Origin of the sequence: Citrobacter freundii complex sp. CFNIH4 (assembly GCF_002934505.1) — a bacterium.
Lineage (GTDB): Bacteria > Pseudomonadota > Gammaproteobacteria > Enterobacterales > Enterobacteriaceae > Citrobacter > Citrobacter freundii.
The window spans coordinates 1732889-1754626 of record NZ_CP026231.1 but is presented as its reverse complement, the minus strand read 5'-3'; the positions used below and the strand labels follow the sequence as shown (position 1 = coordinate 1754626).

19 protein-coding genes and 3 pseudogenes are annotated in these 21738 nt (G+C 51.3%); 10 read left to right on the top strand and 12 right to left on the bottom strand.

The genetic code is table 11. The features are described from left to right. The first annotated feature begins 725 nt into the window (after window positions 1–725). The 5 genes from C2U41_RS09005 to C2U41_RS08985 are packed head-to-tail and all read left to right on the top strand — an operon-like array spanning window position 726 to window position 6476. Window positions 726–1280 (top strand): fimbrial protein, encoded by a 555-nt coding sequence (locus C2U41_RS09005; RefSeq protein ID WP_087878800.1) that lies wholly within the window; start codon window positions 726–728, stop codon window positions 1278–1280. Window positions 1281–1294: 14 nt separating this feature from the next. Then, window positions 1295–2008 (top strand): fimbrial biogenesis chaperone, encoded by a 714-nt coding sequence (locus tag C2U41_RS09000; protein WP_225624046.1) that lies wholly within the window; start codon window positions 1295–1297, stop codon window positions 2006–2008. Then, window positions 1995–4472, top strand: a complete 2478-nt coding sequence (locus tag C2U41_RS08995; RefSeq protein WP_103848684.1) for a fimbria/pilus outer membrane usher protein — start codon at window positions 1995–1997, stop codon at window positions 4470–4472. The genes C2U41_RS09000 and C2U41_RS08995 overlap by 14 nt, the downstream gene beginning before the upstream one ends. After that, a complete protein-coding gene (locus C2U41_RS08990; RefSeq protein WP_103848683.1) occupies window positions 4469–5812 on the top strand; it encodes a fimbrial protein in 1344 nt (447 codons plus the stop codon). Before C2U41_RS08995 ends, C2U41_RS08990 begins: the two co-directional genes overlap by 4 nt. A gap of 7 nt (window positions 5813–5819) precedes the next feature. Then, window positions 5820–6476: a fimbrial biogenesis chaperone gene (locus C2U41_RS08985; RefSeq protein WP_103848682.1), complete on the top strand. Its 657-nt coding sequence runs from the start codon at window positions 5820–5822 to the stop codon at window positions 6474–6476. On the opposite strand, the gene C2U41_RS29955 is transcribed toward C2U41_RS08985, so the two are convergent. The 5 genes and pseudogenes from C2U41_RS29955 to C2U41_RS08960 all read right to left on the bottom strand — a co-directional run. Further along, window positions 6430–6663 (bottom strand): hypothetical protein, encoded by a 234-nt coding sequence (locus C2U41_RS29955; RefSeq protein WP_308457691.1) that lies wholly within the window; start codon window positions 6661–6663, stop codon window positions 6430–6432. The two genes, C2U41_RS08985 and C2U41_RS29955, sit on opposite strands and share 47 nt — an antisense overlap. Beyond that, on the bottom strand, window positions 6645–7625 hold the full coding sequence (locus tag C2U41_RS08975; protein WP_032170067.1) for an IS5-like element ISKpn26 family transposase: 981 nt from the start codon (window positions 7623–7625) through the stop codon (window positions 6645–6647). The genes C2U41_RS29955 and C2U41_RS08975 overlap by 19 nt, the downstream gene beginning before the upstream one ends. A 271-nt stretch (window positions 7626–7896) precedes the next feature. Further along, a complete protein-coding gene (locus tag C2U41_RS08970) occupies window positions 7897–8820 on the bottom strand; it encodes an IS5-like element IS903B family transposase (RefSeq protein ID WP_001118619.1) in 924 nt (307 codons plus the stop codon). A gap of 342 nt (window positions 8821–9162) precedes the next feature. Further along, window positions 9163–9639: a Dps family protein gene (locus tag C2U41_RS08965; RefSeq protein ID WP_000043177.1), complete on the bottom strand. Its 477-nt coding sequence runs from the start codon at window positions 9637–9639 to the stop codon at window positions 9163–9165. 123 nt (window positions 9640–9762) lie between these two features. After that, window positions 9763–10710 (bottom strand): annotated as a pseudogene (locus C2U41_RS08960) (transposase); the annotation flags it as partial. A gap of 65 nt (window positions 10711–10775) precedes the next feature. Here C2U41_RS08960 and C2U41_RS08955 point away from each other — a divergent pair. Together C2U41_RS08955 and C2U41_RS08945 are read left to right on the top strand one after the other, a co-directional pair. Beyond that, window positions 10776–11480 carry an IS6-like element IS26 family transposase gene (locus tag C2U41_RS08955; RefSeq protein WP_001067855.1) on the top strand — a complete coding sequence of 235 codons (705 nt, stop codon included), beginning with the start codon at window positions 10776–10778 and terminating at the stop codon, window positions 11478–11480. Between the two features lie 326 nt (window positions 11481–11806). Next, on the top strand, window positions 11807–12307 hold the full coding sequence (locus C2U41_RS08945; RefSeq protein WP_001752509.1) for a non-heme ferritin-like protein: 501 nt from the start codon (window positions 11807–11809) through the stop codon (window positions 12305–12307). Window positions 12308–12623: 316 nt separating this feature from the next. Here the strand turns inward: C2U41_RS08945 and C2U41_RS08935 are convergent, their stop codons facing one another. The 7 genes and pseudogenes from C2U41_RS08935 to C2U41_RS08905 form a co-directional block, all read right to left on the bottom strand. Next, window positions 12624–13604, bottom strand: a complete 981-nt coding sequence (locus C2U41_RS08935) for an IS5-like element ISKpn26 family transposase (RefSeq protein WP_104427099.1) — start codon at window positions 13602–13604, stop codon at window positions 12624–12626. Window positions 13605–13881: 277 nt separating this feature from the next. Beyond that, entirely contained in the window at window positions 13882–14163 is a 282-nt protein-coding gene (locus C2U41_RS08930; protein ID WP_000780222.1) for a helix-turn-helix domain-containing protein, read from the bottom strand. Beyond that, entirely contained in the window at window positions 14144–14473 is a 330-nt protein-coding gene (locus C2U41_RS08925) for a type II toxin-antitoxin system RelE/ParE family toxin (RefSeq protein WP_000493286.1), read from the bottom strand. Before C2U41_RS08925 ends, C2U41_RS08930 begins: the two co-directional genes overlap by 20 nt. A gap of 1045 nt (window positions 14474–15518) precedes the next feature. Beyond that, window positions 15519–16540, bottom strand: a pseudogene (locus tag C2U41_RS08920) (IS110 family transposase). A gap of 221 nt (window positions 16541–16761) precedes the next feature. Beyond that, window positions 16762–17097 (bottom strand): protein secretion chaperonin CsaA, encoded by a 336-nt coding sequence (locus C2U41_RS08915; protein WP_047359273.1) that lies wholly within the window; start codon window positions 17095–17097, stop codon window positions 16762–16764. After that, window positions 17094–17309 (bottom strand): annotated as a pseudogene (locus C2U41_RS08910) (EamA family transporter); the annotation flags it as partial. The gene C2U41_RS08915 and the pseudogene C2U41_RS08910, both read right to left, overlap by 4 nt. Window positions 17310–17586: 277 nt before the next feature. Beyond that, window positions 17587–18591 carry an IS110-like element IS4321 family transposase gene (locus C2U41_RS08905; protein ID WP_022542389.1) on the bottom strand — a complete coding sequence of 335 codons (1005 nt, stop codon included), beginning with the start codon at window positions 18589–18591 and terminating at the stop codon, window positions 17587–17589. Window positions 18592–18778: 187 nt separating this feature from the next. Here C2U41_RS08905 and C2U41_RS08900 point away from each other — a divergent pair, with 187 nt between their 5' ends. From C2U41_RS08900 to C2U41_RS08890, 3 genes are read left to right on the top strand one after another with little or no spacing between them, the layout of a single operon-like run. Continuing rightward, a complete protein-coding gene (locus tag C2U41_RS08900; RefSeq protein WP_000379506.1) occupies window positions 18779–19387 on the top strand; it encodes a TetR/AcrR family transcriptional regulator in 609 nt (202 codons plus the stop codon). Further along, on the top strand, window positions 19384–20535 hold the full coding sequence (locus tag C2U41_RS08895) for an efflux RND transporter periplasmic adaptor subunit (protein ID WP_016236501.1): 1152 nt from the start codon (window positions 19384–19386) through the stop codon (window positions 20533–20535). The genes C2U41_RS08900 and C2U41_RS08895 overlap by 4 nt, the downstream gene beginning before the upstream one ends. Beyond that, window positions 20532–21737 (top strand): ABC transporter permease, encoded by a 1206-nt coding sequence (locus tag C2U41_RS08890; protein ID WP_000624215.1) that lies wholly within the window; start codon window positions 20532–20534, stop codon window positions 21735–21737. Before C2U41_RS08895 ends, C2U41_RS08890 begins: the two co-directional genes overlap by 4 nt. Window position 21738: the final 1 nt, after the last annotated feature.

The window sequence follows — 21738 nt, the reverse complement described above, 5'->3', positions numbered from 1 at the left end:
TCGCAAGTTTGAGCGTAGTAAGGGTTAGATGTGTTGTTTTTTTCTCACATTACATTTCTGTGATGATCATAACTATGGTTTTTCCTTTGCCGACTTCACTCATACTTTTCTATGAATAAGATTGTATTTTCATTTCTTTACATTAGGGGGTGGCAATTTATTTTTACACCGAAGACAACGCTGAGTAGACTGCATTGACGCTTCAATTTATGAGGAAAATATAACGTTATCTCGGTTAAACATTCCTCTCATCTTAAAATTATGTGCTACTTTGCCAGGTTGAATTAACCCGGGCAAGTTATGTTAACACCAGTACGAACACGGGTAATAACGAAGATTAACTTTAAGACTAAACGGTCAAAAGGTTGGCTATGGCTGCATTAACCTGTGATGAATATGGTCTTTATCGTGTTTAATTCGGGTTAAGAAAATTTTTCTTAGGGAAATTACGCCTGTAGATAAAATTTAATATAAACAATGATTTACATCGAAAGCATCGAGATTTAGATCTTATTTAAGACCGACCTAATATGATTTGAGAAAACAAAGGTTTTAATCTCTGGGATTATTCTTAAACTAGCAATCATCGTAGGGTTAATCCTACGGAGTCATAAGACATTACTGGCGTCGCTGTATCCCTCAATAAATACTCCGCTCTCAGCGGAGAGGGACTATTGAATTATTTATTACGATACCGATGTATTTATTAATTAAGGACAGACAATATGAAAATCAATAATCCTCATACCAGTTACATATTTGCAGCTGGTGGCCTTGCGTTATTGTTTGCGCAGATAGCGTATGCTGATTCAGCAAATACCATCACCTTTAAAGGCGAAGTGACCGAACAAACTTGCGAGGTCACGGTTAACGGTGTAAATGCACGGCCGGTAGTATTACTGCCGTCGGTTGCGAAAAGCGATCTCGCGGCAGCAGCATCTTCAGCAGGCCTGACAACATTCACCCTCGGCGTTACTGGTTGTACTGTTGATTCTAATGCGTTGGATATTAAAACCGTCTTCGTTGCAAATAATATGACCGAGCGTGGAAACCTAGCTAATACGGGTACAGCGCAAAATGTTGAATTACAACTACTGACCGATAGCGCGGGCACTACGCCGATTGATTTGCGTACTGGAACTCCAATTGCAGGAATCACCGTTGCGGCCGGAAATACGTCCGGTGAGCACGACTTTGCCGTGCAGTATTTTAGCCCGAACGGTGGAGCAACCGCCGGGACAGTTGTCGGCACTGTGCAATACGCCATTTCCTATTTGTAAGCGAGATCTGCGTGATGAAAGGATTGGCTATTGGTTTAGTTGGAATGATGATGTGCTTCTGCGTGCAGGCAAGCATAGTGATGACCGGCAACCGGATAATCTATCCGGCAGACAGCCGGGAAGTCAGTGTGCAATTAACTAATCGCGGCGACGTCCCTGGTGTCGTTCAGGTTTGGCTTGATGATGGCGATGCACAATCCGTACCACAAACTGCGGCCGCTCCTTTTGTCACCACTCCACCGGTCTTTCGGATGGCGGCCCACGCGGGGCAAACTGTGCGGCTGCGTTACATCGGCAAACCCGTTGCACAGGACAGGGAATCGCTATGGTGGTTTAACTTCATTCAGATCCCGCCCATAAATAAGGATGCGCAAAACGATAACCAGCTTCTGGTGCTGGTACGTAGTCGCGTAAAAGTATTGGTAAGACCCAAAGGGCTGGTGGGTTCGCCGCTGGAGATGGCGAACACCAGCCGGATCTGGCTGCAGAATGGCAAGCTGCATTTACGCAATAACAGTGGTTTCTATCTTGCGCTCTCGTCACTTGACGTCAGCGGTGCGGGAAAAAAACAGCGCATTCAGAGCGAAACGATCGCACCGTGGGCGACAATGTCGTGGCCTGCAAAAATTTCGCAAGTGAATGACGCGCAAATGCGCTGGATTAACGATCAGGGAGCCTCATTAAGCGGGCGCGTGGCATTGGAGAAACAGGACAATGTCCGAAACTAATCCACGCTGGTGGTGGCTTTTTTTGCCAGCTGCGATGCCTGTTTTTGCCAGCAATTACACCTTTGACGAAACATTGTTGCTTGGGAGTGGTTACGAAAAAAGCCTGGCAATGCTCAACGATCCGGATGCGGTGGTCGCGGGACGTTATAGCGTGGATATCTGGCTCAATGGACGGTATGTAGGGAGGGATGATGTGTTGTTTCGCCAGAATACAGCAGGGCGTACCGAACCCTGTCTTCCGGCGAAATTCTGGGATGAACAGGGCGTAACAGCAGCGTCGGAACAAGCGCAGGATTGCTTCGCCCCTGAAGCTCGGATCAGCGGTGGACGCTGGGATTTTGACCAGAGCTTATTGCGTCTGAATCTCAGCGTTCCTCAGGCGGCATTAAAACGTACCCCCATGTATTATGTACCGCCGTCGCAGTGGCAAAGCGGCGAGAGCGTGTTGTTCAGTAACTACAATCTGCACGCCTATCACAATAAAAATAACGGTCAGCAAAGTGATTATGGTTGGCTGGGACTGAGCAGCGGCTTCAACATGGGGAGTTGGCAATTTCGCCAACAGTCGTCTGCCAACTGGCGGCGCGATGGCGATCGAGAAAGCCAACGTTGGGATGCGCTGCAAACCTGGCTTCAACACCCTGTCGCATCTCTGGAAAGTTTACTGACGGTAGGCGAAAGCTACACCTCGGGAAATCTGCTTGGCAGCATGGCGTTTACAGGTGTCAAACTGGAAACCGATCAACGAATGTGGCCACAGTCGCGACGCGGCTACGCCCCAGAAATTCGTGGTACGGCATCTACACCTTCACGCGTTGTGGTTAAGCAGAATGGTCGAACGCTTTACGAAACCAGCGTACCACAAGGCCCTTTTGTACTTGATGATTTGCCGAATACAGCCTGGGACGGTGATTTACAAGTTGAAATCACCGGCGCCGATAACAAAAAGAGTAGCTATACCGTGCCATATGCCAGCGTACCTTTATCACTGCGTCCCGGCGTCTGGCGCTACGGTCTGGTGGCAGGTAAGACCCGGGATTACAGCGCCGCCGATGGTCTGTTTACCGATTTCACGCTTGAGCGCGGGATGACGAATCTCCTGACCGCTAATGGCGCTTTGCGGATCGGCGACGACTATCAGGCACTCCTGATGGGAGGCGTTCTGGCAACGTCGATGGGCGCTTTTGGTGTCGATGTTACCGGTTCGCGGGCCCGGATTGCTTCTCAAACCATGAGTGGCTGGCGGCTGCAAACCAACTGGAGCAAAACGTTCACCCCGACAGGAACTCACGTCGCGCTGGCGGGTTATCGCTATTCCACAGAAGGGTATCGTGACTACGGTGACGTTCTGGGTGAGCGAAGCGTCAGCGGAAGCAATACGCAATGGCGCTCGGATACGCTGCGTCAAAAAAACCAGTTTACCGTTACTGTGAACCAAACGTTGAGCAGCTACGGAAACCTATGGCTGTCGGGATCAATGATGGATTACTACAGTGACCGTGGCAGCAGCACTCAGTTGCAGGCTGGGTATAACACCACCTTTGGACGAATGACACTAGGTATGTCATTCAGCCGACAGGACACCTGGTGGCGTAACGGCGACCGTTCACAAGTGCAAAAAGAAAACATGGCAACGCTTACCGTCTCAATGCCTTTGGGTATAGGCGAACGTGAGCATACGCTGGCGCTGTCGGCGAGTCAGGCTCAACAGGCTGGGCGCAATGCGCAGTTGGCATTGTCTGGTGCGCTTGATCAGGATGAAACCCTTAATTACGCGCTGTCTACTGGCTGGCAACAGGGGCAAGGTGAGTCAAACAGCGTGACCGACTGGGGTGGTTCACTGCAAAAAAATACGGCTTTCGGCACGCTAAACGGCAGCGTCTCACAGTCACAAAACTATCAGCAATGGTCTGCAGGGGTACGCGGGGCGCTCGTTGTACATCGCCATGGGATTGTTGCCGGCCCGTGGGTTGGCGACACATTTGCCCTGGTGGAAGCGCCAGGCGCTGCGGGAGCCAGAGTCGGGGGCGGACAGGGTGCAACCGTCAACAGCGGGGGTTATGCGCTGGTCCCCTCATTGACACCTTATCGTTATAACAATGTGACTCTCGACGGTAGTGGAATGAACTCCAACGCAGAGCTTCAGGAGAGTCAACGGCGCATTGCGCCAATGGCAGGGGCCGCAGTAAAACTGCGTTTTGCAACGCTCTCTGGTTATCCGCTACTCATCACTGTGAAGAGTGACGTGACGTTACCGATGGGAGCGGCAGTGACCGACGGTCGAGGTCGTGTAGTCGGGATGGTTGCCCAGGCGAACCAGGTATATGCCCGCGTTGAAGACGAAGAGGGACTATTGATGCTGGAAAGCAGTGATTGTTCGTTGCCGTGGAAACTTAACCAACAACAACGTTCAGAACCGTTAATTGCATTAACGGTAGCTTGCGTAACAAAAGGGCGTTCATGAGACTATTTTTTCTGGTGCTGGCGCTGTTTTCTTGTCAGATACAGGCCGCCTGTGAATACATTATTTATCCATATAAATCAGGAAGTAGTGGCGCACAAGGCACGCACAGGCTTAGTGCAAGTACGGACGGCATTGCCAATGACTGGCGCTCCGGCGGCGGCAACGATGCCTGGAACGGGCTATTGCCGGGATTGAGTAAGTCTGTCGATATCACCAGTAATAGCAGTTTTCAGCCGGCAGGGACGATCCTGACCTCCAGCGGCGGGATCCCTTTTACCACTTATGCCCATAAAGGCGGCGGTTACGATCCTGAGCAGGTATTTTTCCGTTGTACACCGGACACCGCCGGGCAACTCTATGAAGCCTGGTCAACTAACGGCGATGACACCGTGGCTGGCTGGTATGAAGCAACGGATGTACCTGGCGCGTATCTGACCATCATGAAAAACGTCGCATTACGCTTGACGCACGATGCGACAGGCAGCGTCTTTACCGACAGCTGGCAGCAACGCCCACTGGAAAACCTGGATCTTGATACCAATGGCAACTTCCTGATTAAGGCCAAGAACTTCTCGACGATAAGTGCCGAGTTGATTAAAACGCTGGATACACGCTACTACGCCAACCAGGCGCAGTCTACTACTTACAATAGTTATGTGAATCCAAATGCTTACGTGGTTTTTCGTGGGCCCGGTACGACTTCGTGGGGTATCAAGATAGGTCAGCCACACCGTGGAGGAAATTGGGCTGGCTGGGCGAATGACTGGCCGTCAGTGATTAGCCTGTACAATAACGGGATCTTCGTCAAACGTGCAGCAATGTGTCAGGTTACCGATTTTACGCCCGTTGTGCATCTGCCGCCAATTTCCGTGGCCCAGCTCAAGCAGGGGGAGTATTCATCAGCGCCCTTCCAGATAGGATTTGCCTGCGAATCAACGGTGGTTTCCGGTGTGGCGACCGGGAAGAGCAATGTCGCAATGGGGCTGCTTGCACCGGAAAGCAGCGTCAACAGCGCCTGGGGTTTTAATTTGATTACTGGTAAAACCGTAACCTGGCTATTAGATACGCAATATGGCGCTCCCGGGCGGGCTCGCGGCGTTGGCGTGCGTGTTTACCGTGCGGGTAGTCCGGTGGATTTTATGGCGGTGTCAACTGTCGGCAGCGGTAGCGAAGGCGGCTGGATGCCAGTCATTGGCAGCAATACGCAGCAAAATGGCAGCCAGGATGGCATCAATTACTACAGCGAAAGCTTCGAAGCTCGTCTGGCAAGTTTTGGTGCAGATACGTTAACGGCGGGGGGCTACCAGTCACATGTACAAGTTTTATTGCGTATTCAGTAGCCTCTGGATGTTGGCATTTGGCGTGCAGGCAGCGGTTAACATCAGTACTACTCGGGTCATCTTCAACCACGGAGAGACTCAACGCTCGGTGATGTTAGTCAACGACGGTAATTATCCCGTGGTGGTTCAAAGTTGGGTAGATGACGGCACGCCAGAGAAAGGGCCATCTCAGGCCAGCTCGCCTTTTATCGTGCTTCCCCCGGTGCTAAAAATTCTCCCCGGTGAACAACGCGAGATAAAGGTGATGACGACTGGGGCGGGGCTTGCCAACGATTATGAGTCGTTATTCTGGCTCAACGTGTACCAGGTTCCAGCGGAGTTGAAAAATAGCCCAACTGGTGAAAAAGTGCGCTTAACGTTAAGAAATCAGCTAAAAGTCCTATGGAGACCGAAAAACATAGGCGTGTTGACTGAAAAAAGCATCAATCTTCTAAGTTTTCACCATGAAAGTGGGGGGATTTATGCTGTTAATCAGAGTTCCTGGAACATATCTCTGGCTAATGTAACTTCAGGAGACTATTCCATAACTGGAATAGTGGTTTCACCGCGTTCCCGGCAGGTAATTTTTAAGTCAGCACCTCCTGAAATGCTGAATAATAAGATAGACTTTACTGTGATTAACGATGAAGGAAATCGTTGGGGATTTTCAACTGTCGTAAATTAACGCTGGCAGTGCTCGCTCTAGGGAAGGTGCGAATAAGCAGGTCATTTCTTCCCAAGCTGACTCGCTGATTAAAATTTCGCGGATCTGGGCCGATTTTTTTCCCGCAAACACATCGAATCAGCCTATTTAGGCTATTTTTTCCACCATTTCTGGCGTTATTTCCGGTTTTTACTGAGATCTCTCCCACTGACGTATCATTTGGTCCACCCGAAACAGGTTGGCCAGGGTGAATAACATCGCCAGTTGGTTATCGTTTTTCAGCAGCCCCTTGTATCTGGCTTTCACGAAGCCGAACTGCCGCTTGATGATGCGAAACGGGTGCTCCACCTTGGCACGGATGCTGGCTTTCATGTATTCGATGTTGATGGCCGTTTTGTTCTTGCGCGGATGCTGCTTCAAGGTTTTTACCTTGCCGGGACGCTCGGCGATCAGCCAGTCAACATCCACCTCGGCCAGCTCCTCGCGCTGTGGCGCTCCTTGGTAGCCGGCATCGGCTGAGACAAATTGCTCCTCTCCATGAAGCAGATTACACAGCTGATTGAGGTCATGCTCGTTGGCCGCGGTGGTAACTAGGCTGTGGGTCAGGCCACTCTTGGCATCGACACCAATGTGGGCCTTCATGCCAAAGTGCCACTGATTGCCTTTCTTGGTCTGATGCATCTCCGGATCGCGTTGCTGCTCTTTGTTCTTGGTAGAGCTGGGTGCCTCAATGATGGTGGCATCCACCAAAGTGCCTTGGGTCATCATGACGCCTGCTTCGGCCAGCCAGCGATTGATGGTCTTGAACAATTGACGGGCCAGTTGATGCTGCTCGAGCAGGTGGCGGAAATTCATGATGGTGGTGCGATCCGGCAGGGCGCTATCCAGGGATAATCGGGCAAACAGGCGCATGGAGGCGATTTCGTACAGGGCATCTTCCATGGCACCGTCGCTCAGGTTGTACCAATGCTGCATGCAGTAAATACGCAGCATGGTCTCCAGCGGATAGGGCCGTCGGCCATTGCCCGCCTTGGGATAAAACGGCTCGATGACAGCGGTCATATTCTGCCATGGCAGAATCTGCTCCATGCGGGAGAGGAAAATCTCTTTTCGGGTCTGACGGCGCTTAGTGCTGAATTCACTATCGGCGAAGGTGAGTTGATGGCTCATGATGTCCCTCTGGGATGCGCTCCGGATGAATATGATGATCTCATATCAGGAACTTGTTCGCACCTTCCCTAATCCTATTGATCGATAGTTGACACTGTCGAATTTTCTTTATAGGTATTTGGAATGAATAATCTTTTAATATAAACATCCCTGGTCTACCAATAGTGATGATAGCGGACAGTGATGTAGTCCCTTAAACAGACAGTAGTTGTATCGGCTTTGTTGAATAAATCAGATTTCGGGTAAGTCTCCCCCGTAGCGGGTTGTGTTTTCAGGCAATACGCACGCTTTCAGGCATACCTGCTTTCGTCATTTTGTTCAGCGCTCGTACCAGGGCCATAGCCTCTGCAACCTGACCATCGTAGTCACGCAGTGTCAGTGAACCCCCGAACAGCTGTTTTACCCGGTACATCGCCGTTTCCGCTATCGAGCGACGGTTGTAATCTGTTGTCCATTTCCACCGCGCATTACTCCCGGTCATTCGCTGATTAGCCACTGCACGGTTACGGTCTGCATATTCACCGGGCCAGTAACCCGCACCTTTTCGGGGAGGGATAAGCGCGCTGATTTTCTTACGCCGCAGTTCATCGTGACATAGCCGGGTATCGTAAGCGCCATCGGCGGCGGCTGACCTGATTTTCCGGTGGGTTTGCCGGATTAACCCGGGGAAGGCCTCTGAGTCCGTAACGTTGTTCAGCGACAGGTCAGCGCAGATGATTTCATGTGTTTTACTGTCAACGGCGAGATGCAGCTTACGCCAGATACGGCGGCGTTCCTGGCCATGCTTTTTGACTTTCCACTCGCCTTCACCGAAGACCTTCAGCCCGGTGGAATCAATTACCAGGTGTGCGATTTCACCCCGGGTGGGCGTTTTGAAACTGACATTAACCGACTTTGCCCGCCTGCTGACACAGCTGTAATCCGGGCAGCGTAGCGGAACGTTCATCAGAGAAAAAATGGAATCAATAAAGCCCTGCGCAGCGCGCAGGGTCAGCCTGAATACGCGTTTAATGACCAGCACAGTCGTGATGGCAAGGTCAGAATAGCGCTGAGGTCTGCCTCGTGAAGAAGGTGTTGCTGACTCATACCAGGCCTGAATAGCTTCATCATCCAGCCAGAAAGTTATGGAGCCACGGTTGATGAGGGCTTTATTGTAGGTGGGCCAGTTGGTGATTTTGAACTTTTGCTTTGCCACGGAACGGTCTGCGTTGTCGGGAAGATACGTGATCTGATCCTTCAACTCAGCAAAAGTTCGATTTATTCAACAAAGCCTCATTAACCCTGTTCAGGCTGTGAAATGCCAGACCGGAACCTGCGATACCTTAACGGGAAAACAACAGTGGTCCGGATATACCAGCCGATGATGCCCGTCACGGACTGTATTTCTCGTTCACGCATTCACTGATTAACCCACTGATTCAATGGTGTTTAATACTGTGACGGTCAGAAAAAACAGCCACAGGAACACGGATGATTCTGCACTGTCAGTAATAGCCTGTGGCTGACAAACCGTTTTTTCTGCTGCCACGGGGTGACATTATTCAAGCAGGCTACGCAACATCCAGGCAGTTTTCTCATGTAACTGGATACGTTGTGTAAGCAGATCTGCTGTGGCTTCATCATTCGCATTATTAACGAGCGGGAACAGGGAGCGTGCAGTTTTAACCACGGTCTCCTGGCCCTGGACAAGATTTTCAATCATGTTTTTTGCTGCCGGAATATCCTTATCTTCATTAACCGCTGTTAAACGTGAAAATTCATGATATGTGCCGGGCGCGAAGCATCCGAGCGAGCGTATACGTTCAGCGATATCATCAACGGCAGTGGCCAGCTCATTGTATTGATTTTCAAACATTAAATGTAAGCTGTTAAACATGGGGCCAGTTACATTCCAGTGATAGTAATGTGTTTTTATATACAGGGTATAGGTGTCAGCAAGAAGCCGGGACAGGCCGTCTGCAATCTCCACCCGGGATGATTCAGCAATACCAATATCAATGATTTGTTTACTCATAACTACCTCTTACACGGTTTCAGTGGAATATACGATATGCGATTATTCTTTCCGGTCTGAGCAAAACACGCCTCAAATTTTTATAATAACGGGGTTTGAGGGCCAATGGAACGAAAACGTACGCTAAGAAGTTAATTCATTGTTTAAATTGAAATTTAGTTCTCTCAGTTCCCCCTTCAAAATATCCTCCGGTAGCGTAAACGTATAATGCCCCAGCATATTGATATGCCCGTGCATCAGTGGGGACAACCGGGCGATATCTTCAACCCCGATTTCTTCTCCATTACTGCGTATCCAGCTCAGGGCTTCCTGCATATAAAGTGTGTTCCACAGTACCACTGCGTTAGTGACCAGGCCCAGTGCCCCCAGCTGATCTTCCTGACCTTCACGATAGCGCTTTCTGATCTCACCGCGCTGCCCGTAGCAGATCGCCCTCGCTACAGCATGGCGGCCTTCCCCCCGGTTTAGCTGCGTCAGGATCCGCCGACGATAATCCTCATCATCAATATAATTAAGAAGGTACAGCGTCTTGTTGACGCGCCCCACTTCCATGATCGCCTGTGCCAGCCCTGATGGGCGCGAGCTTTTCAGCAAAGAGCGAATGAGTTCTGAAGCATGAATGGTGCCCAGTTTCAGCGAACCGGCGGTTCGCATCATCTCATCCCACTGATCCTCGGCTTTCGACAGATCGGCACAACCACGTGCCAGTTCGTCCAGTGCACCGTAATTTGCCGATTTATCCACTCGCCAGAATACCGCTTCACCAGCATCGGCAAGCCGGGGGGAAAACTGGTATCCCAGCAGCCAGAAGAGGCCAAAAATAATATCGCTGGTACCGGCTGTGTCTGTCATGATCCCAACCGGATTCAGCCCTGTCTGCTGCTCCAGAAGGCCTTCCAGCACAAAAATGGAATCTCGTAATGTGCCGGGGACAACGATGCCGTGGAATCCAGAGTACTGATCAGAGACGAAGTTGTACCAGGTGATGCCACGTCCGGAACCAAAATATTTTCTGTTAGGTCCTGAATTGACGGTTTTCACCGGCGTGACAAAGCGCATGCCATCAGCTGAAGGGCACTGTTGCAAATAGTCGGTGGTGATAAACTTATCATCCCCTTTTGCTGATGGAGCTGCACATGAACCCATTCAAAGGCCGGCATTTTCAGCGTGACATCATTCTGTGGGCCGTACGCTGGTACTGCAAATACGGCATCAGTTACCGTGAGCTGCAGGAGATGCTGGCTGAACGCGGAGTGAATGTCGATCACTCCACGATTTACCGCTGGGTTCAGCGTTATGCGCCTGAAATGGAAAAACGGCTGCGCTGGTACTGGCGTAACCCTTCCGATCTTTGCCCGTGGCACATGGATGAAACCTACGTGAAGGTCAATGGCCGCTGGGCGTATCTGTACCGGGCCGTCGACAGCCGGGGCCGCACTGTCGATTTTTATCTCTCCTCCCGTCGTAACAGCAAAGCTGCATACCGGTTTCTGGGTAAAATCCTCAACAACGTGAAGAAGTGGCAGATCCCGCGATTCATCAACACGGATAAAGCGCCCGCCTATGGTCGCGCGCTTGCTCTGCTCAAACGCGAAGGCCGGTGCCCGTCTGACGTTGAACACCGACAGATTAAGTACCGGAACAACGTGATTGAATGCGATCATGGCAAACTGAAACGGATAATCGGCGCCACGCTGGGATTTAAATCCATGAAGACGGCTTACGCCACCATCAAAGGTATTGAGGTGATGCGTGCACTACGCAAAGGCCAGGCCTCAGCATTTTATTATGGTGATCCCCTGGGCGAAATGCGCCTGGTAAGCAGAGTTTTTGAAATGTAAGGCCTTTGAATAAGACAAAACGCTGCCTCATCGCTAACTTTGCAACAGTGCCCCTAATCGTGTTCAGCAGAATAGCCGGAGGAAGTTTCCTACTGTCGATAAGAAAGGATTGGCACAGGGAGTGTGAATATCGAAACACCATCACAGAATAATGCCAGATAGAAATGCGATAGTAGGGTTGGATATTTAAATAAGGAGCATCCCGACTTAAAATGAATATGACTGCGTAACCAGGCGCAATAAAAAAAGCGAAAGAATCGCTTTTATTCTGGTTGTTTTTTCGAAGAGTGACCGTTTTCTGAGATGACAAGAAATAAGGAAGTCCTATGATCGCTAGCGGAATAGTTCAAAAACTGAATGCGCAAATGAATCAGGAGTTTTATACCTCAAATTTGTATCTTCAGCTCAGCCAGAGGTGCAGCGAGAATAGCCTTAATGGCACCGCACTATTTTTGCGTCATCAGGCGCAAAATACGGTGACGCAAATGATGCGCATGTACGAATACATCAAACAGAGCGGCGCCACGCCGGTGTTACAGGAGCAACACGCCCGGTGCGGTGAATTTTCCACGCTGGAAGATCTGTTTGAGCAGACGGTAAGCGATTACCAGAAGCGCATTAATGCGCTGACCTCTTTGACGGAAGACGCCCAGGCAGCAAACGATAAGTCAGCGATTAACTTCCTGAAGCGATACAGAAAAGAGGAAATCGTGGACGGGACGCTGTTGCAAATCATTCTGGATGAAGTCCGCAGCGCTAAAAAAGCGGGCATCAACATGCAGCAAACCGACCACTATCTGGTTGGCGTGATCGATCGCTATCACTAAATCAATTTCGCAGTACGAGGAGGTTTTACGCCTCCTCAGAAAATCTGTTTTACATCAGAAACAGAGGTTTATGCCAGTGAACATTTGATACCCAACACGTCATAGTGATTTTTTAACTTAGCGTTTTTATATCGTGCCAAAAATGTCTCTGCTTGTGTCTTTATATTAAGGAAGGTGCGAATAAGCAGGTCATTTCTTCCCAAGCTGACTCGCTGATTAAAATTTCGCGGATCTGGGCCGATTTTTTTCCCGCAAACACATCGAATCAGCCTATTTAGGCTATTTTTTCCACCATTTCTGGCGTTATTTCCGGTTTTTACTGAGATCTCTCCCACTGACGTATCATTTGGTCCACCCGAAACAGGTTGGCCAGGGTGAATAACATCGCCAGTTGGTTATCGTTTTTCAGCAGCCCCTTGTATCTGGCTTTCACGAAGCCGAACTGCCGCTTGATGATGCGAAACGGGTGCTCCACCCTGGCACGGATGCTGGCTTTCATGTATTCGATGTTGATGGCCGTTTTGTTCTTGCGTGGATGCTGTTTCAAGGTTTTTACCCTGCCGGGACGCTCGGCGATCAGCCAGTCCACATCCACCTCGGCCAGCTCCTCGCGCTGTGACGCTCCTTGGTAGCCGGCATCGGCTGAGACAAATTGCTCCTCTCCATGAAGCAGATTACCCAGCTGATTGAGGTCATGCTCGTTGGCCGCGGTGGTGACCAGGCTGTGGGTCAGGCCACTCTTGGCATCGACACCAATGTGGGCCTTCATGCCAAAGTGCCACTGATTGCCTTTCTTGGTCTGATGCATCTCCGGATCGCGTTGCTGCTCATTGTTCTTGGTAGAGCTGGGTGCCTCAATGATGGTGGCATCCACCAAAGTGCCTTGGGTCATCATGACGCCTGCTTCGGCCAGCCAGCGATTGATGGTCTTGAACAATTGACGGGCCAGTTGATGCTGCTCGAGCAGGTGGCGGAAATTCATGATGGTGGTGCGATCCGGCAGGGCGCTATCCAGGGATAATCGGGCAAACAGGCGCATGGAGGCGATTTCGTACAGGGCATCTTCCATGGCACCGTCGCTCAGGTTGTACCAATGCTGCATGCAGTGAATACGCAGCATGGTCTCCAGCGGATAGGGCCGTCGGCCATTGCCCGCTTTGGGATAAAACGGCTCGATGACAGCGGTCATATTCTGCCATGGCAGAATCTGCTCCATGCGGGAGAGGAAAATCTCTTTTCGGGTCTGACGGCGCTTAGTGCTGAATTCACTATCGGCGAAGGTGAGTTGATGGCTCATGATGTCCCTCTGGGATGCGCTCCGGATGAATATGATGATCTCATATCAGGAACTTGTTCGCACCTTCCCTAAGTCACCGGCGGCTTGCCTGCCACACATTGAACATTACAGACCAATTAGCACTTTGTCACCGGGGAAAGATGTAAAGATTATGTATAAATAGATTGGCTTAGAAGTGACATTTCAACTTTGGAGAAACAGGTGACATTTTAAACTTGCTTTAACAAAATTTTGGGACTGACCGAAACAAAAAGGCCAGCCCCGGAGGGCTGGCTATTCAGTACAGGGCAATGACAGGTTTCTTGATGCCGCAGGCGTGAGCGTAGCGGGTCAGTGTGTCGATGCTGGCTTTGGTGATGTTGTTTTCCAGGCGAGAAATAACCGGAGGTGTAACCCCCATGCGTTCAGCAACCTGCGCTTTTGTCAGGTTGTCATGCTTGCGCCATTCAGCAAGCAGCTCCCTGAGCTTTTCCTTACGTTCTTCTTCCTGCCATGCAGCGCGATATTCATCGTCCTGCATCCACTCGTTATGCAGTTCTTTATGGCTTACCAGTTTCATTAAGTACCTCCGCTAACCGCTTTTTGGCGAGATCGATTTCTTTCGCTGGCGTTTTCTGTGACTTCTTGATGAAAACACGGAGCATGATGATGGTATTGCCTTTGTGGTATACCCAGATTCCCCTGGCTATGTCCGTCCCCATCGTGCGGATCTCAAAAAGTCCATCGCCCAGGGGCTTCGTGTCCGGCTCCCGCAGTAATCGGGCGTCATACTCCAGTTTGCCGATGAGACGGTCAAACTTCACCCTGATTTTTACGGGTAATGCTGTGGCTTCTTCCCTGGCTTCCGGGTGATAAACAACGCTAAACATGTGACCTCCCATTTCTATTAATATTAACCTATAGGCTAATTTCAGACAAGGTAGAATTAACCTATAAGCTAATTTTGTTGGCAGTTATCGTGGCTACCCGGTCACTACCCTGTTAGCGTGAGTTTTCGTTCCACTGAGGAACGGGGATTTATGCGCGTTAGCGCATGTAAGGCGGCAGGATGAAATGACAGGTAGCACCGAGGGTTAGCCGCCGATACCAGTGAGGGATCGAAAGGGATCGCCTATCCATCCCTTCACCTTGCAAAGCCATATTCCGCTAAAAGCGGCTCAGAGGCTTTTGTGCGCGGTCGGAGTGGTCACAACAAGGCGAAGCCGCAGTTGGGGCGTATCTCCGCGTTAGCGGGTCGTAAGAGCCGCTTACGAGCGTGTAAGCTAATTCTTCAGCGATATTTGCTGACGTATCCGGCGTGGCCGGATTTGTCCAATCCCTCGATGGCTAACAGGCGAGCTGTTAGCCATCGAGGGATTCCGTTCTGAATGCCCCGCGCTTTAGCGTGGGGAGCTACTTTTGAGGCGCTCGCGCCGATGCTGTTCGGTTATCCACTTTTTAAAGGGGATAACAGTAATGTCTTTTATTTTTTGGTTTATCTTTTAATACGTAAGTAATTAAAAGATAAACCAAAAGAGTATTTGCGCCATCTCGTTTGCACTTCATTATCACTTACCCACAAGCTATACAGCAGTTGTGGTGGGTCTACGCCGGAACCGCCGAAAAATCCGTCATTCCTGTAGGCGGGATGGGTTGGATTTCGAAAATTATTGTACTATAAGGGCTTCCCCGGCGTGTCAACGCCGGTGTTTATGGTTTCTGTCTGCTCTTCAGTAAAAATAAAGGGGAGAGACTGCGGTACTATAAACGGCCATGATGAATCGTCATCGATTCGGACCCTGATGAAAGACGCGCGTGAGGTTCTTGTTCGTTAAGCGGATACGTATATCCTGTACAATAGCCAGATAGGCCTCACGGGGTCTAACCCTTTATCATCAACGAATTGCAGGTCAGATGGTTATTTTGTTTCGTGCTTTAGCTGGCTGAGTACAGCCTGAAATCATCACCGTAATGCAATGATGCCAGCACAGCCTTGCGTTTTTGGCGGCGATGGCTACAACGGCACGCCAGTATCCTCTGCGATCGACCAGTGAACAGACCCAACGACTGAATAAATCAGTCCTTTTCTCGGCACCAATCAGAACCGAACGAGCCCCCTGAACCAGTAGCGTTCGCAGATACGAATCGCCAGCTTTAGTTATCCTGCCAAGCTTTGATTTCCCACCACTGCTGTACTGCGATGGCGTTAGTCCCAGCCAGGCTGCCAGTTGTCGCCCATTTTTAAAATCGTGTGCATTACCGATACTGGCGACCAGCGCACAGGCCGTTGTGGGACCAATCCCTTTCAGTTCCATCAATCGCTGGCTGCGGTGATCTGTTTTTGCCATGCGGGACAAAATCCGGTCATATTCAGTAATATTATCTTCAATACGATCAATGTGTTCCAGCAGGTCATTAACACATTGTTGAACCTGAAGTGGCAAAGAACTCTTCTGCTCAGAAACCATGTGACGCAGGGCATCTGTACTTTGTGGGGCGATGACACCGAATTCCGATATCAAACCTCTCAATCGGTTATATGTTGCTGTTTTCTCTTCGATAAAACCCTGTCTGATACGGTGTAGGCATTGCATCGCCTGCTGGCTCTCATCCTTCACTGGTACAAACCGCATATGCGGGCGACGAACTGCTTCACAGATAGCCTGAGCATCAGCTGCATCATTTTTGCCTGATTTACCGGCCATGCGGTAAGGAGATACAAATTTAGCAGCCATCAGCCGTGGTTCATGACCATATTGCCGAAACAACCTTGCCCAGTAGTGAGCCCCGGAGCATGCCTCCATCCCGATAACACAGGGAGGTAAACTGGCAATCAGCTCAGGAAGGGCAGCACGCGATACTTTGGGTTTAACCAGAACAGTTTTACCGTGTTGGTCAACGCAGTGAACAGCGAACACATTTTTAGCAAGATCGATACCGACAGTCGTGATGGTCATAACGAATCCCTCCGGGGCTATGTTTACCCCATGATTGCACAAGAGTTAATCAGGCGCATATCCAGGGGAAGTCCCTTCCATTCGTTAAGGTTATTTTTTGTACCTCTGAGCTATGTGAAGCTTGACCACTTTGACAGGCAGCTTTGAGCGATAAGCAGACATATTCACTGAAATTTTTAGGAAGCATTTTCTTGCCCATACGTGGCTTTATCTGCCGATTTTCAGAAAACGCATTCACCGTTATTGACGCGCTTTTCTGTCGTCAGCGGGATCGTCCCGCCTGAACCATCAGACACACCAAGTACCAGCACCTCTGACTTTTCAGGTCCCATCTTCATGGTACCCAGATTGACGATGCAGATTACCTGCGTTTCCTGCAGGTCTTCTGCTGCATAGTTAGTATACGCACCGCATGACACCCTTGTTCCCAGTTCTGGTCCTAGGTCAATAGTCATGCGCCAGGTGGGCTTTGATGTTTTACTCTCCTCAACCCTGATGATGGTACCGGCACGCATATCGAGAGCCGAAAATGAGTCAAATGACGCTTTATCTTTCATAATTCTTTCCTTTTTGCGATTTCAAAGTTTTCTTTCCGTTGCCGGAACAGACTGAAACGTAACTTTCCAGCCGGAACGGTGATGAGCCCCAGACACGCAACTATCAGTCCGACGCCTGCCCATCCGGAAGGCGGCAGCCTTTCACCGACGAGCACAACGGCCAGCAGTGCGGCTATAACCGGCTCCAGCAGACTGATCGTGGTTGCCATACTGGGGACGTCTCAGAAAACGGAATCTATGGTCACTCCCGTTTTTGCAACACCGATTTTGACGACAAGTTGGCTTGCTTGAATCTATCCGGCGTCTGAATGGGATTTTATTCCCGCGCCTTGATGAGTTCCGCGCCTGATGAACCTCCAGAAAATATACGGCTTCAATGAGCCTTTCCGTTTTACAGGTTCCTCAACAGGCCGGTGGGCCGTTAGTATCATCAATATCAGTATTCGCAAAACCAGATCAGTAATTCTTTAAACCGGTGTATTTCTGCCGTTATGCTACATAAGTTTGCTGTCGTGCCGTTAGGGCCCAGGCTATTCTGGCCAGCTTGTTTGCCAGAGCACAAGTGACGACAAAGTTGCTTTTCCGGCACAGTAAATCCCTGACCCAATCGGCCAATTTGCCAGACTGGTGTTCCAGTTTTTGTATGAATACCCTGGCACATTGAACCAACAAAGTTCGGATCTTTTTATTACCTCGCTTACTAATTCCCAGCAATGTCGTCCTACCTCCCGTGCTGTACTGCCGAGGTACAAGCCCTGTTGCCGCCGCAAAGTCACGGCTGCTGGCGTACTGCTTCCCGTCGCCAATCTCAGTTGAAATAGTACTCGCTGTCAGTGTTCCGACGCAGGGAATGCTCAGCAAGCGCTGTCCAACCTCATCTTCGTCCAACTTTCGTTTCAACTGGGATTCCAAATCTTTAATCTGCTCAACAAGATAGTGATAATGCTGTTGTAATTTCAGCAATAACTGGCTGAGGTAAAGAGGCAAACTATTGTCCTCAAGAAGGGTACTCAGTCGGCTAATAACGGCAGCTCCTCGGGGAACGCTAATGCCAAATTCCAGCAGAAAAGCATGCATTTGATTGGTTGTTTTTACCTTATCCTGAACCAGGGATTCACGGACACGATGCAGAGCCCGCATTGCCTGCTGAGATTCCGTTCTGGGCTGCACAAAACGCATAGACGGACGCGATGCAGCTTCACAAATAGCTTCGGCGTCGACAAAGTCGTTTTTATTGCTTTTAACGAACGGGCGGACAAATTGTGGTGATATCAGCTTTGGGGAATGCCCCAACTCTTCCAACTTGCGTGCCATAAAGTGAGAACCGCCACAGGCTTCCATTGCGATGGTTGTAGCGGGGCATGTCGCCAAAAATTCGATCAACTTTGGCCGGGTAAATTTTTTACGGTAAACAGCCTTCCCGCGACGATCCTGGCAATGAATATGGAAAGAGTTTTTACCCAGATCGATACCAATGAGCGCAATGTTTTCCATGATAGTTCTCCGAATGAAAGCCTGTCCTCAGCATAATACCGGGAAGGAGGGAGTGACCATCTCATTAAATAAAGCACGTTAAGCCCATTGCAGACTCTAGATATTGACGAGTACGTCGGGTTTTCTCTTGTTTGAGTTGCCTCTTGTGGTAAGATAGTAATCAATTACTATCTTACAAGGAGTGCTCGTGGACACCCATCCAAAGCATCTGCCGGCCGATGAACGTCGTGCCGTAACTGTCGAGTCCGTCGTGGCGCTTGCCGGTTCACAAAACCCAAGCGAGATAACCACTGCGGCTATCGCTAAACACATGAACTTGACCCAGGGTGCGCTGTTTCGGCACTTCCCGAACAAGGAAGCTATTTGGCAGGCGGTCATGGAGTGGGTAGCAGAGCGCCTATTAGCCAGAATCGATCGATCCGCACAAGGAATCGAGTCGCCCTTGGCAGCCATGGAGGCGATGTTCATGAGTCATATCGAATTCGTAGCTGAGCACCCAGGCGTGCCAAGAATGATGTTTGGTGAGCTTCAGCGTGCCGAATCGACACCGGCCAAGCGCATGGTGCAAACCTTGATTCAGCGCTACAGCGAACGTTTGCATCGTCTCATCGAGAAAGGCAAGGCCAGCGGCGAGTTGTCTCCCTCGCTTGACAACGAGGCGGCGGCAACGCTGTTCATTGGCACGATCCAGGGCTTGGTCATGCAATCGCTGTTGGCGGGTGATGTGGGACGTATGCACCGCGATGCGCCGCGCGTCTTTGCAATTTATCGGCGTGGCATAAGGAGTGCGCAATGAAAAAGTTACCCTTGCAAGGCCGCACCCTGGCACTGCTTGCCGTCATCATTCCTTTGCTGGTGCTTTTTATTTATGTCGGTCTGCGATCAGGGCCGCTCGCCCCGGTCGCTGTGACGGTGGCAAGCGTGGAATCACGGGCTATCACACCGGCGCTGTTCGGCATCGGCACGGTGGAGGCGCGCTACACCTACAAGATCGGGCCGACGTTTGCCGGGCGCGTCAAACGCCTGGAGGTGCATGTAGGCGACCAGGTCAAGGCCGGACAGGTGCTCGGCGAGATGGAGCCGGTCGACCTTGATGATCGGGTGCGCTCACAGGAGTCTGTATTCAAGCGGGCGGAAGCGGCTTTGCGCGAGGCAGAAGCCCGGCAAGCCTACGCGCAAACCCAGGCGCGCCGCTATGAGCAATTGTTTGCGGTGCGCTCGACCAGCGAGGAAATCGTCACCACCAAGCGGCAGGAACTGCAGATCGCCGATGCCGCCCTATCCGCCGCTCGGGAAGATATTGCCCGGGCACGCTCCGACCGCGAAGCACTCGTCGCGCAGCGGAGCAATCTGCGCCTGATCGCGCCGGTCGACGGTGTAGTCGCCGTGCGCGATGCCGATCCCGGCACGACCATCGTCGCGGGCCAGGCCGTGGTGGAAGTGATCGACCCCAAGAGTTTGTGGATCAATGTGCGCTTCGACCAGATCAGCGCATCGGGGCTGGCTGGGGGGCTGCCGGCTCATATCGTCCTGCGTTCGCGTGGTGGCCAGACCTTGAAAGGTCGCGTGCTGCGGGTGGAACCCAAGGCCGACGCGGTAACCGAGGAAACGCTTGCCAAGGTGACATTCGATAACAAACCAGAACCTTTGCCACCAGTGGGTGAACTGGCCGAAGTCACGGTTGACTTGCCGGCGCTCCCGGCCGCTCCACTGATCCCCAACGCTGCCGTCCAGCGTGAAGGCGATAAAGTTGGTGTCTGGCAAATCGTGGATGGTGATCTGCATTTCTCCCCGGTCAAGCTCGGCACTTCCGACCTCAATGGTTACGTGCAGGTGCGCGAAGGGCTCAAGAATGGGGACCAGGTTGTGACCTATAGCGAAAAGGCACTGACGGCGCGCAGCCGCATCCATGTGGTCGAGCATATCCCGGGAGTTTCACGATGATCAGCCTGGCCGGCCGCGACATTCTCCATGCCTGGGGGAAATTCGTCTTCACCGGCATCGGTCTGGGTCTGCTGATCGGCGTCACCCTAGTCATGGCTGGGGTGTACCGAGGCATGGTGGACGACGGCAAGGCGTTGCTCGACAACAGTGGCGCTGACCTTTGGGTGGTGCAAAAGGATACTCTGGGTCCTTATGCGGAGTCGTCCAGCCTCAACGATGACGTGTATCGCGCCATTCTCGCCATGCCGGGAGTCTCACAGGCAGCGAACGCGACCTACCTGACCATGCAGGTACGCAAGGGCGAGAGTGATGTACGCACCATGGTGGTCGGCATCGCGCCCGGTGCGTTGGGGGCTACACCCGGATGGCCTCCTTATCTCGTCGCTGGACGCCAGATCACGCGCGGTCACTACGAGGCTGTGGCCGACATCGCCACCGGCTTCAAACTGGGAGATCGTCTTACCATTCGCCGCAATCATTACACCGTCGTGGGGCTGACACGGCGTATGGTGTCGTCCAGCGGCGACCCGATGGTATTCATTCCGCTCAAAGATGCCCAGGAGGCCCAGTTCCTCAAGGACAACGATGCCATCTGGCAAAGCCGGCGTCGCACCGAAGCCAACCCGGTCTTCAATCGACCCGGTGATCCAGGTTTGCTGGATGCCGTGATTGCTTCACAGAGCAGCAACGCGTTCGTCAATGCCGTGCTGGTCACTCTGAAACCTGGTCATGCGCCGGACGAGGTTGCCGAATCCATCCAGCGCTGGAAGCGTTTGACGGTCTACACCCGGGCACAGATGGAAGACATCCTCGTCGGCAAGCTGATCGCCACCTCGGCCAAGCAGATCGGCATGTTCCTTGTGATTCTGGCCATCGTTAGCGCGGCCATCGTTGCCTTCATCATCTATTCGCTGACGATGGACAAAATCCGTGAGATCGCGGTGTTGAAGCTCATCGGCACACGCAACCGAACCATCGCCGCGATGATCATGCAGCAGGCGCTCGCCCTGGGCGTGATTGGCTTCGTGGTCGGCAAGATCACAGCCACCTTTTCAGCACCGGCTTTTCCAAAATATGTCCTGCTCACGCCAATGGATTCTGTCGCCGGTTTTTTTGCCGTGCTCGTGATCTGCGTTCTAGCTAGCCTCGTCGCCATTCGCATAGCACTCAAGGTCGATCCGGCCGAAGCCATTGGAGGTTGAG

Excerpts from the sequence above, each read along its gene's own strand:
- C2U41_RS09005 (WP_087878800.1), top strand. The coding sequence starts at position 726 with ATGAAAATCAATAATCCTCATACCAGTTACATATTTGCAGCTGGTGGC.
- C2U41_RS09000 (WP_225624046.1), top strand. The coding sequence starts at position 1,295 with ATGAAAGGATTGGCTATTGGTTTAGTTGGAATGATGATGTGCTTCTGC.
- C2U41_RS08995 (WP_103848684.1), top strand. The coding sequence starts at position 1,995 with ATGTCCGAAACTAATCCACGCTGGTGGTGGCTTTTTTTGCCAGCTGCG.
- C2U41_RS08990 (WP_103848683.1), top strand. The coding sequence starts at position 4,469 with ATGAGACTATTTTTTCTGGTGCTGGCGCTGTTTTCTTGTCAGATACAG.
- C2U41_RS08985 (WP_103848682.1), top strand. The coding sequence starts at position 5,820 with ATGTTGGCATTTGGCGTGCAGGCAGCGGTTAACATCAGTACTACTCGG.
- C2U41_RS08975 (WP_032170067.1), bottom strand. The coding sequence starts at position 7,625 with ATGAGCCATCAACTCACCTTCGCCGATAGTGAATTCAGCACTAAGCGC.
- C2U41_RS08965 (WP_000043177.1), bottom strand. The coding sequence starts at position 9,639 with ATGAGTAAACAAATCATTGATATTGGTATTGCTGAATCATCCCGGGTG.
- C2U41_RS08955 (WP_001067855.1), top strand. The coding sequence starts at position 10,776 with ATGAACCCATTCAAAGGCCGGCATTTTCAGCGTGACATCATTCTGTGG.
- C2U41_RS08945 (WP_001752509.1), top strand. The coding sequence starts at position 11,807 with ATGATCGCTAGCGGAATAGTTCAAAAACTGAATGCGCAAATGAATCAG.
- C2U41_RS08935 (WP_104427099.1), bottom strand. The coding sequence starts at position 13,604 with ATGAGCCATCAACTCACCTTCGCCGATAGTGAATTCAGCACTAAGCGC.
- C2U41_RS08930 (WP_000780222.1), bottom strand. The coding sequence starts at position 14,163 with ATGAAACTGGTAAGCCATAAAGAACTGCATAACGAGTGGATGCAGGAC.
- C2U41_RS08925 (WP_000493286.1), bottom strand. The coding sequence starts at position 14,473 with ATGTTTAGCGTTGTTTATCACCCGGAAGCCAGGGAAGAAGCCACAGCA.
- C2U41_RS08915 (WP_047359273.1), bottom strand. The coding sequence starts at position 17,097 with ATGAAAGATAAAGCGTCATTTGACTCATTTTCGGCTCTCGATATGCGT.
- C2U41_RS08905 (WP_022542389.1), bottom strand. The coding sequence starts at position 18,591 with ATGGAAAACATTGCGCTCATTGGTATCGATCTGGGTAAAAACTCTTTC.
- C2U41_RS08895 (WP_016236501.1), top strand. The coding sequence starts at position 19,384 with ATGAAAAAGTTACCCTTGCAAGGCCGCACCCTGGCACTGCTTGCCGTC.
- C2U41_RS08890 (WP_000624215.1), top strand. The coding sequence starts at position 20,532 with ATGATCAGCCTGGCCGGCCGCGACATTCTCCATGCCTGGGGGAAATTC.